The following is a 9956-nucleotide window of genomic DNA, read 5'->3' on the forward strand; positions in this document are numbered from 1 at the left end:
CTGACGCGGGCCTTTTGATGGCGATCGACGGCGGGGATGTCAGGCCCGGCGCGTCGCCGCGGCCGTGCTGCAGGCGCGGCACAGCATCAGCGCCAGCCGCTGCAGCGCCTGCCAGCCGCTGGCGGGCCAGTCGGGCTGCTTCAGGCCCTTGCAGATGCCGTCGACCAGGTGGGCCGCGCGCAGCAGCCGGGTCAGCATGCGGTCGTCCAGGCGCGGCAGCACGCGTTCGAAGGCGCGCTCGCGCGGGCCCCAGATGCGGTTCTCGCGCAGCGCCATCGGCAGCGGGCGGCCGGCGGCCATGGCGTCCTTCACGCGCTTGAGGGCGCGGATGTCCTCGGCGATCGTGTAGTGCACCAGCACCTCGGCCTCGCCCTCGGCCTGCAGGCCGTCGAGCATGCGCGCCACGCGCTGCGGGTTGCCGGCCAGCACGGCCTCGGACAGCTTGAACACGTCGTAGCGCGCCACGTTGTTGACGGCGCCCTCGACCTGCTCCCAGCTCAGCTCACCGGCCGGGTGCAGCAGCGCGAGCTTCTGGATTTCCTGGTGCGCGGCGAGCAGGTTGCCTTCGACACGGTCGGCAAAGAACTGCAGCGTGCGCTGGCCTTCGTCGCCGGGCATCACGCGCTGGTTCTGCAGCCCCAGGCGCTGCGCGATCCATTGCGGCAGCGCGGCGCGCTCGATCGGGTCGACCTGGATGCTCACGCCGTTGTTCTCCAGCGCCGAGAACCACGCGCCGGTGCGCGTGGCCTTGTCCAGGCGCGGCAGCATCACCAGCGTGAGCGTGCTGTCGTTGCCGGGCGCACCCTCGGCCAGCTGCTGCAGGGCGACGCTGCCGTCCTTGCCGGGCTTGCCCGAAGGAATGCGGATCTCGACGATCTGCTTGTCGGCGAACAGCGAGAGCGAGCCCCCGGCTGCCAGCACCGCGCTCCAGTCGAAGTGCGCGCCGGCCACGGTGTACGAGCTGCGCTCGGTGTGGCCCTGGGCGCGCGCGGCGGCGCGGATGGCGTCGGCCGCCTCCTGCGCGAGCAGCGGCTCGTCGCCGTGGATCGTGTAAAGCGGCTTCAGGCCCTTTTGCAGGTGGGCGCCGAGCTGGGCACTGGCAAGTTGCATTGAAAAAAGAACGGAAGCGACGCTTACAGGGACTGCACCGCCGCCAGCCGGCGCATCAGCTGCTGCGCGATGTCGGCCTGCATGTCGCGGAACAGCAGGTCGGCCTCGCCTTCCTTGGCCAGCGCGTTGGTCTCGTTGAAGCTCAGGTCGCGCGTCTGCGAGACCTCGGACGCGGGCAGCAATTCCTTGCCGCCCGGCGTGCGCAGGCTGAAGCGCACGCGCAGGCGCAGCTGCAATTCGCGCAGCAGGCCGGCGGAGTTGGTCGAGATCACGAAGCGGTCGCGGTCCTCGCCCAGCACGACCAGCACGGCGTCGGCGGTGCTGGCCTCTTCCTTGGGCACCAGCGTCACGTTGCCGGCCGCGCGCAGCTCGCGCCGCAGCTGGTTGATGAGCGCCGTATTGCCTTCGAGCGACAGCGTCTTGAACGCGAAGTTCGGCGCCTTGCGCAGCGCGAAGCCGCAGCCGGACAGGGCCAGCGAAGCGCCCGCCACGCCGAGGCCCAGGAGAAAGCCGCGGCGCGGCTGCGAGGCATTGCGAATGTTCATGCGTCTGTCGTTTCCGTCGTTCTGCAGTGTCGGGTTCAGATGACCACGTTGACCAGGCGCCCGGGCACCACGATCACGCGCTTGGCCGGCGCGCCTTCGGCGAAGTTGACGAAGTCGTCGCAGGCGAGCGCCAGCCGCTCGATCTCGTCCTTCGAAGCACCGGCGGGCACCAGCAGCTTGCCGCGCAGCTTGCCGTTGACCTGCAGCATGAGCTCGACCTCATCCTGCGCCAGCGCGGCCACGTCGACCACGGGCCAGGGCGCGTCGAGCAGGTCGCCCGAGGCCTTGTCGTAGCCGAGCTGCTGCCACAGCTGGTGCGCGATGTGCGGCGTGGCCGGGTACAGGCAACGCAGCAGGATGCCGAAGCCCTCGCGCGCGGCGGCCGCGTCGCCCGCGCTGCCGTCGGGCTTGAAGCCTTCGAGCGCGTTGAGCAGCTTCATCGCGCCCGACACCACCGTGTTGTATTGCATGCGCTGGTAGTCGTAGTCGATCTGGCGCAGCACGGTGTGCACCTCGCGGCGCAGGGCCTGAGCGGGCTTGCCGAAGCTCTGGCCGGCGAGCGCCACGGGCGCCACGTCGGCCTGGGCCACGCCGTAGTTCCACACGCGGCGCAGGAAGCGGTAGCTGCCCTCGACGGCCGCATCGTTCCACTCGAGCGTGGCTTCGGGTGGCGCGGTGAACATGGTGTACAGGCGCGCGGTGTCGGCGCCGTACTTCTCGATCAGGTCCTGCGGGTCGACGCCGTTGCGTTCGCTCTTGCCCATCTTGCCCACGCCGCCGTACTCGACCTTGGTGCCGTCGGCCAGCGTGCCGCCGGTGATGCGACCCTGCGCGTCGAGCACCGCCGTGACTTCGAGCGGCGGGAAGTAGTCCTTGCCGCCCTTCTCGTTGCGCTTGTAGAAGATGTGGTTGAGCACCATGCCCTGCGTGAGCAGCTTGGCGAAGGGCTCGTCGGCCTTCACCAGGCCCAGGTCGCGCATGACCTTGGTCCAGAAGCGCGCGTACAGCAAATGCAGGATCGCGTGCTCGATGCCGCCGATGTACTGGTCCATCGGCATCCAGTAGTCGGCGCCCTCGGCGACCATGGCCTTGTCGTTGGTCGGGTCGCAGTAGCGCATGAAGTACCACGACGAATCGACGAAGGTGTCCATCGTGTCGGTCTCGCGCCGCGCGGCCTTGCCGCACACCGGGCACACCACGCCGGCGTGGAAGCCTTCGTGCTTGGCCAGCGGGTTGCCCGAGCCGTCGGGCACGCAGTCGGTCGGCAGCACCACGGGCAGGTCCTTTTCGGGTACCGGCACCGCGCCGTGTTCTTCGCAATGGATGATCGGGATCGGCGTGCCCCAGTAGCGCTGGCGGCTCACGCCCCAGTCGCGCAGGCGCCACGTGGTCTGCAGCTCGCCCAGGTCCTTCTGGCCCAGCGCATGCGCCACGGCGGCCACGGCCTCCTTGTAGGTCATGCCGCTGAAGTTGTCGGAGTTGATGGTCACGCCGCGCTGCTTGTCGCCGTACCAGTCCTGCCACTTGTGATAGTCGAAGTGCGGCTCGTCGTCGACCAGCACGACCTGGATGATCTCGATGCCGTACTTGTTGGCGAAGGCGAAGTCGCGCTCGTCGTGCGCGGGCACGCCCATCACGGCGCCGTCGCCGTAGCCGATGAGCACGTAATTGCCCACCCAGACCGGCACCTGCTCCTCGGTGATCGGGTGCTTGACGGTCAGGCCCGTGGGCACGCCCTTCTTCTCTTGCGTGGCCAACTCGGCTTCGGTCGTGCCGCCGCCCTTGCATTCCTCAATGAAGGCCGCGACCTTCGGGTCGAGCGTGGCGGCGTGCGCGGCGAGCGGGTGCTCGGGCGCGACGGCGCAGAAGGTGACACCCATGATGGTGTCGGCACGCGTGGTGAACACGTACATGCGGCCGTCCTGGATGAGCTTGCCGCCCGCGTCCCGGATGTCATGCGTGAAGGCGAAGCGCAGGCCTTCGCTCTTGCCGATCCAGTTTTCCTGCATCAGCTTGACGCGCTCGGGCCAGCCCGGCAGCTTGTGTTGCGTGTGCTCGAGCAGTTCTTCGGCGTAATCGCTGATCTTCAGGTAGTAGCCCGGAATCTCGCGGCGCTCGACGGTGGCGCCGGTGCGCCAGCCCTTGCCGTCGATCACCTGCTCGTTGGCCAGCACGGTCTGGTCGACCGGGTCCCAGTTGACGACCTGGGTCTTGCGGTAGGCGATGCCCTTTTCGAGCATCTTCAGGAACAGCCACTGGTTCCACTTGTAGTAGCTCGGATCGCAGGTGGCGATCTCGCGGCTCCAGTCGATCGCCAGGCCCATGGCCTGGAGCTGGCCCTTCATGTAGGCGATGTTCTCGTAGGTCCACTTGGCCGGTGGCACGCCGTTCTTCAGCGCCGCGTTCTCGGCCGGCAGGCCGAAGGCGTCCCAGCCCATGGGCATCAGCACGTTGTAGCCGCTCATGCGCAGGTAGCGCGTGAGCATGTCGTTGATCGTGTAGTTGCGCACGTGGCCCATGTGCAGCTTGCCGCTCGGGTACGGCAGCATCGAGCAGGCGTAGTACTTCTTGCGGCTCGCGTCCTCGGTGACACGGTAGACATCGGCGGCGCGCCATTGCGCCTGGGCAGCGGACTCGACGTCGCTGGGTTTGTAGCTGGGGTTCATGACATCTCGGCAGGGCCCGGCTCGACGGCGGCCGGGAAGGCGGATTATCGCGCCGTGCGTGATCGTCCCCCGGGCCCCATGCCGGAATCAGGCCCTTTCCTGCGGCGGCGGGGCGGGCGTCCACTCGTCGCCGAACAGTTCCGGCTCGCTGTAGGCCTGCAGATTCGCCCAGTGGTGGGCCGCGTCTTCCCGGTAGAACAGGCTGGCCAGCCCCGCCGCCAGGCGCCGCGCGCCGTCGCTGATGGCGGGAATGTCGCCCGACACCGTGCCGTGCGACAGCGCCGCCGGGTAGCAGAAGCAGTGGATGCGCGCGAGGCCCGGGCAGGCGCCGGGCGCGTTTTCCTGGAATTCGAAGGCCGGCCCGAGGTCGGGCGAATCGGCCAGTTCGCGGTCTTCGTCGCCGGGCGCGGGCGTGAAACGGTCTTTCCAGGTACGAATGTGAGCGGAAATGCCTGCGAATTCGGGGCGGGCGGCCCAGTCGACCTGGAAACCGGTCGACACGATCAAAAAGTCGAATTCGAAATCGCCCTTGGGCGTGGCCACGCGCAGCGCCTCGCCCTGCGGCGCCACCGCAAGGATCGGGCAGCCGAAGTTGAAGAAGGCGTTGGCGTGCCCCGACACCCGCAGCGTGCTGCCGTGCGGCGGCGGCACGTTCAGCACGTTGATGTAGTGGCGGATGCGCCACTTCAGCGCGTCGGGCAGGTCGTAGTGCCCCTGCGTGAGCCCCGGCACGCCGGCGCCCTTGCCCTTGTTGACGCGCGGCAGGTCGGGCCGGCGGATCAGCAGCTCGACGCTGTGCGCGCCGGCTTCGAGCGCGGTGGCGGCGCTGTCCATGGCCGAGGAGCCCGCGCCGATCACGCCCACGCGCAGGCCTTTCAGGCGCGCGTAGTCCATCTCGTCGGAGGAATGAGCCCATGCCGCGCGCGGCAGGCCGTCCACGAACGCCGGCACGGCCGGGCCGCCCAGGCCGTCGCGGCCGGTGGCCAGCACGACGCGGCGCGCCAGCACGCGGCGTTCGCCGTCCGGCGTGCGCAGGTCCAGGCGCACGGCGCTGGCGTCGGGCAGCGGTTGCAAGCCAGTAACAGCGGTGTCGTTGCGCACATCCACGCCCATCACGCGGCGGTACCAGACCAGGTAGTCCATCCATTGCAGGCGCGGGATCTTGTCCATCGCGGCCCAGGCCTCGGTGCCGAACTGGGCCTCGAACCAGGCGCGGAAGGTCAGCGAAGGCAGCCCCAGCGCCGGGCCCGTGAGCTCCTTGGGCGAGCGCAGGGTTTCCATGCGCGCCGTGGTGGCCCAGGGGCCTTCGCGCCCGGCCGGCGCGCGGTCGAAGACCACCGCGCGGATGCCCTGCTGCGCCAGCGCGCCCGCCGCGGCCAGCCCGGCCTGGCCGCCGCCGATGATGGCCACGTCGAGCACGGGTTCGCCATCGATCTGGCGCGGCGGCACCCAGGCGCGGGCGGGCCAGCCGAGGTAGTCGAGGTCCTGGGCAAGCCGGCGTTCGAGCGCGGCGAGGCCGATGGGTGGTGCGGAGGGGGAGAAAGCGGTGTCGTCGGTGGTCATCGGTCGGGGGTCGGGGCGGCAGCGCCCCGCCCTGCTGAATTTACCCACTTCCGCGCGGCGCCCGCCTGCCACAGCGTACCGCTGGCCCGGATTTCGCATGCCACAATGAATTTCGACCACAGGGGCAGGCATGAGCGGCAGCAACGGCGAATGGTGGCGGGGCGCGGTGATCTACCAGATCTACCCGCGCAGCTTCATGGACAGCAACGGCGACGGCGTCGGCGACCTGCCCGGCATCACGTCGAAGCTCGACCACGTCGCCCGCCTGGGCGTCGACGCGGTCTGGGTTTCGCCCTTCTTCCGCTCCCCTATGAAGGACTTCGGCTACGACGTGGCCGACTACCGCGCGGTCGATCCGCTGTTCGGCACGCTGGCCGACTTCGACGCGATGCGCGCACGCATGCATGCGCTGGGCCTGAAGCTCATCATCGACCAGGTGCTCTCCCACACCTCCGACCAGCACGCCTGGTTCGCCGAAAGCCGCAGCTCGCGCGACAACCCGAAGGCCGACTGGTACGTCTGGGCCGACCCCAAGCCCGACGGCACGCCGCCCACCAACTGGCTCTCGGTCTTCGGCGGCTCGGCCTGGCAGTGGGACTCGCGCCGGCGGCAGTACTACCTGCACAGCTTCCTGGCCGAGCAGCCCGATCTCAACTTCCATTGCGCCGAAGTCCAGGACGCCCTGCTCGGCGAGGTGCGCTTCTGGTGCGAGCGCGGCGTGGACGGCTTCCGCTTCGATGCCTGCAACCACCAGTTCCACGACGCGCTGCTGCGCGACAACCCGCCCGCCACGGTCGAATCGATGGGCGAGGTCAGCACCGTGCGCGCCGACAACCCGTATGCGATGCAGGTCCACCTGTACGACAAGAGCCAGCCCGAGAACCTGGTGTTCCTCGAGCGCCTGCGCCGATTGCTCGACGGCTACGGCGCGGTCGCGCTGGGCGAGGTCGGCGACGAGAACGCGCCGCCGGTCATGGCGCAGTACACCGAACTCGGCAAGCGCCTGCACCTGGCCTACAGCTTCAGCCTGCTCACGGCCGACCACAGCCCCAAGCACCTGCGCCACCAGGTCGAGACGCTCGACGCCGCGCTGGCGCCCACGGGCGGCTGGGGCTGCTGGGCGGTGTCGAACCACGACGTGCCGCGCGTCGCCACGCGCTGGAGCGACGGCACCGCGCCCGACACCCGCCGCGACCGGCTCTGGCTCGCGCTGCTGCTCGCGCTGCGCGGCAGCGCCAGCCTCTACCAGGGCGAAGAGCTGGGCCTGCCCGAGGCCGACGTGCCCTTCGAATTGCTGCAGGACCCCTACGGCCGTGCCTTCTGGCCCGAGTTCAAGGGCCGCGACGGCTGCCGCACGCCGATGCCCTGGACCGCCGACGCGCCCAACGCCGGCTTCAGCACCGGCACGCCCTGGCTGCCGGTGGACGGCGCCCACCTGCCGCTGGCCGTCGACCAGCAGGAGGCAGACCCCGGCTCGATGCTCGCCTTCAGCCGCGCGCTGCTGCACTGGCGGCGCACGCAGCCGCTGCTGCGCACGGGCGCGCTGGCGTTCGTCGATGCGCCCGCACCGCTGCTGCACATCGTGCGAAGCGACGGGGACGCGGTGCTGCATGCGATCTTCAATACAGGGAGCGAACCGGTGTCGATTCCGTTGCCCGAGCCGCTGGTGCCGCTGGCCGGCCACCCGCTCGCGCCGACCGCGAACCTCACCGCCGATCCAAAGCCCCTGCTGACATTGGCGCCTTATGGCGTGTGCTTCGGCACGACGGCCGAAGCAGGAGGACGCTGAACCCCATGCCCCCTTCTCCTTTCCTCCAAGCTGCCGACATCCAGGCGCTGATGCGCGCCGAGCATGGCGACCCGTTCGCCGTGCTCGGCCCTCACGAGACCGCCGACGGCCTCGAGGTGCGCGCGCTGATGCCCGGCGCGCGGCAGGTGGCCGTGGTGCATTCGCGCACCGGCTGGCCGCTGTCGATCCTTGCACGGCACGAAGGCTCCGACCTGTTCAGCGGCCTCGTGCCCGCGGCCGAGGCGCGCATGGGCTACTCGTTCCAGGTCGACTGGGAGACCGGGCACGCCTCGCGGCTCGAAGACCCGTACCGCTTTCCGTTCGTGCTCGGCGAGACCGACGTGTGGCTGCTGGCCGAGGGCACGCACCTGCGGCCGTGGGAGCGGCTGGGCGCGCACCTGCGCGAGATCGACGGCGTGAAGGGCGTGGCCTTTGCCGTGTGGGCGCCGAATGCGCGGCGCGTGTCGGTGGTCGGCGACTTCAACAACTGGGACGGCCGGCGCCACATGATGCGGCTGCGCCGCGAGTGCGGCGTGTGGGAGATCTTCGCGCCGCACGTGGCGACCGGCGACAGCTACGAATTCGAGATCCTGTCCTCGCGCGGCGAGGTGCTGCGCAAGGCCGACCCCTTCGCGTTCTCGTCGCAGCTGCGCCCCGGCACCGCCTGCGTCGTGGCGCCGCTGCCCGCGCCCGTGCCGATGCCCGCCGGGCGCGCCGAGGCCAACGCGCATCAGGCGCCGATCAGCATCTATGAAGTGCACCTGGGTTCATGGCGCCGCAAGCACCACGGCCAGGAATGGCTGGACTACCGCGAGCTGGCCGACACGCTCGTGCCCTATGTGCGCGACATGGGCTTCACGCACATCGAGCTGCTGCCCATCACCGAGCACCCCTTCGACGGCTCGTGGGGCTACCAGCCCATCGGCCTGTATGCGCCGACCTCGCGCTTCGGCACGCCCGGCGACTTCCGCCATTTCGTCGAAGCCGCGCATGCCGCGGGGCTGGGCGTGATCCTCGACTGGGTGCCCGCGCACTTTCCGACCGACGCGCACGGTTTGGGCAACTTCGATGGCACCGCGCTGTACGAGTACGCCGATCCGCGCGAGGGTTTCCACAACGACTGGCAGACGCTGATCTTCAACTACGCCCGCACGGAGGTGCGCAACTACCTCGTCGGCAATGCGCTGTACTGGCTGGAGCGCTACGGCGTGGACGGCCTGCGCGTGGATGCGGTGGCCTCGATGCTGTACCGCGACTACAGCCGCAAGGCCGGCGAGTGGGTGCCGAATGCGCAGGGCGGGCGCGAGAACCTGGAGGCCATCGATTTCCTTCGCCGCATGAACCGCGTGGTGGGCGTGGAGCGTCCGGGGGCCGTGACCATCGCGGAAGAGTCGACGAGCTTTCCGGGTGTGACGCGACCGCCGGAAGACGGCGGGCTGGGCTTTCACTACAAGTGGAACATGGGGTGGATGAACGACACGCTGGCGTATGCCGGGACCGATCCGGTCTATCGCAAGCACCATCACCAGCAGATCACCTTCGGGCTGATGTACGCGCACAGCGAGAACTTCGTGTTGCCGCTGTCGCATGACGAAGTGGTGCACGGCAAGGGGTCGATGATCGGGCGCATGCCTGGGGATGAATGGCAGAAGTTCGCGGGGTTGCGCAACCTGTATGGGTACCTCTGGGCTTATCCGGGGAAGAAACTGCTGTTCATGGGGGGGGAGTTTGCGCAGTACGCGGAGTGGAATGCGGATCGCGGGCTGGACTGGCACTTGCTTGAGCATGCGGGGCATCAGGGGGTGCGGCGGTTGGTGCGCGATCTGAACAATGTGTATCGGCACTTTCCTGCTTTGCATGAGCTGGACCACGAGGGTTCGGGGTTCGAGTGGTTGGTGCATGACGATGTGGCGCAGTCGGTGTTTGCGTTTGTTCGTCGGGCTCGGGATGGGACGTTTGTGGTGGTGGCTTGCAACTTCACGCCGTTGCCTCGGCATGCGTATCGGCTTGGCGTTCCTGTCGCGGGGGCTTATCGCGAAATCATCAACACCGATGGTTCGGTGTATGGCGGCAGCGGCGTGGGAAACGGGATTGTCGAGAGCGCTCCCACCGCCTGGCATGGGAAAGCGGATTCGATTTCGGTCAGCGTGCCGCCGCTCGCTACCGTGATGTGGGTGTTGGCTTGATAGGCCTGGAATCGTCTTTTTTCCCGAGGCCGGGTCTCGCCCCGGCAGGCGACCTACTTTTCTTTGCTTCGCCAAAGAAACGTAGGCAAAAGAAAGG

Annotated in this window: 6 protein-coding genes; 2 read left to right on the top strand and 4 right to left on the bottom strand. The window is 69.0% G+C overall.

Annotation, left to right across the window (positions count from 1 at the left end; all coding sequences use genetic code 11):
* Positions 1-39: 39 nt before the first annotated feature.
* The 4 genes from holA to AC07O4_RS29330 all read right to left on the bottom strand — a co-directional run bounded on the left by holA (position 40) and on the right by AC07O4_RS29330 (position 5884).
* Positions 40-1110, bottom strand: coding sequence for a DNA polymerase III subunit delta (gene holA, locus AC07O4_RS29315; RefSeq protein WP_495306349.1), 1071 nt, complete (start codon positions 1108-1110; stop codon positions 40-42).
* A gap of 23 nt (positions 1111-1133) precedes the next feature.
* Positions 1134-1655, bottom strand: coding sequence for an LPS-assembly lipoprotein LptE (locus AC07O4_RS29320; RefSeq protein ID WP_062477729.1), 522 nt, complete (start codon positions 1653-1655; stop codon positions 1134-1136).
* 35 nt (positions 1656-1690) lie between these two features.
* Entirely contained in the window at positions 1691-4321 is a 2631-nt protein-coding gene (gene leuS, locus AC07O4_RS29325; RefSeq protein WP_139702213.1) for a leucine--tRNA ligase, read from the bottom strand.
* A gap of 87 nt (positions 4322-4408) precedes the next feature.
* Entirely contained in the window at positions 4409-5884 is a 1476-nt protein-coding gene (locus tag AC07O4_RS29330) for an FAD-dependent oxidoreductase (protein WP_495306350.1), read from the bottom strand.
* Between the two features lie 130 nt (positions 5885-6014).
* Here AC07O4_RS29330 and AC07O4_RS29335 point away from each other — a divergent pair, with 130 nt between their 5' ends.
* Positions 6015-7673 carry an alpha-amylase family glycosyl hydrolase gene (locus tag AC07O4_RS29335; protein ID WP_495306351.1) on the top strand — a complete coding sequence of 553 codons (1659 nt, stop codon included), beginning with the start codon at positions 6015-6017 and terminating at the stop codon, positions 7671-7673.
* A gap of 5 nt (positions 7674-7678) precedes the next feature.
* A complete protein-coding gene (glgB, locus tag AC07O4_RS29340) occupies positions 7679-9859 on the top strand; it encodes a 1,4-alpha-glucan branching protein GlgB (protein WP_495306352.1) in 2181 nt (726 codons plus the stop codon).
* Positions 9860-9956 lie beyond the last annotated feature (97 nt).

Source organism: Variovorax sp. GW821-FHT09D04, from assembly GCF_059416405.1.

Excerpts from the sequence above, each read along its gene's own strand:
- holA (WP_495306349.1), bottom strand. The coding sequence starts at position 1,110 with ATGCAACTTGCCAGTGCCCAGCTCGGCGCCCACCTGCAAAAGGGCCTG.
- AC07O4_RS29320 (WP_062477729.1), bottom strand. The coding sequence starts at position 1,655 with ATGAACATTCGCAATGCCTCGCAGCCGCGCCGCGGCTTTCTCCTGGGC.
- leuS (WP_139702213.1), bottom strand. The coding sequence starts at position 4,321 with ATGAACCCCAGCTACAAACCCAGCGACGTCGAGTCCGCTGCCCAGGCG.
- AC07O4_RS29330 (WP_495306350.1), bottom strand. The coding sequence starts at position 5,884 with ATGACCACCGACGACACCGCTTTCTCCCCCTCCGCACCACCCATCGGC.
- AC07O4_RS29335 (WP_495306351.1), top strand. The coding sequence starts at position 6,015 with ATGAGCGGCAGCAACGGCGAATGGTGGCGGGGCGCGGTGATCTACCAG.
- glgB (WP_495306352.1), top strand. The coding sequence starts at position 7,679 with ATGCCCCCTTCTCCTTTCCTCCAAGCTGCCGACATCCAGGCGCTGATG.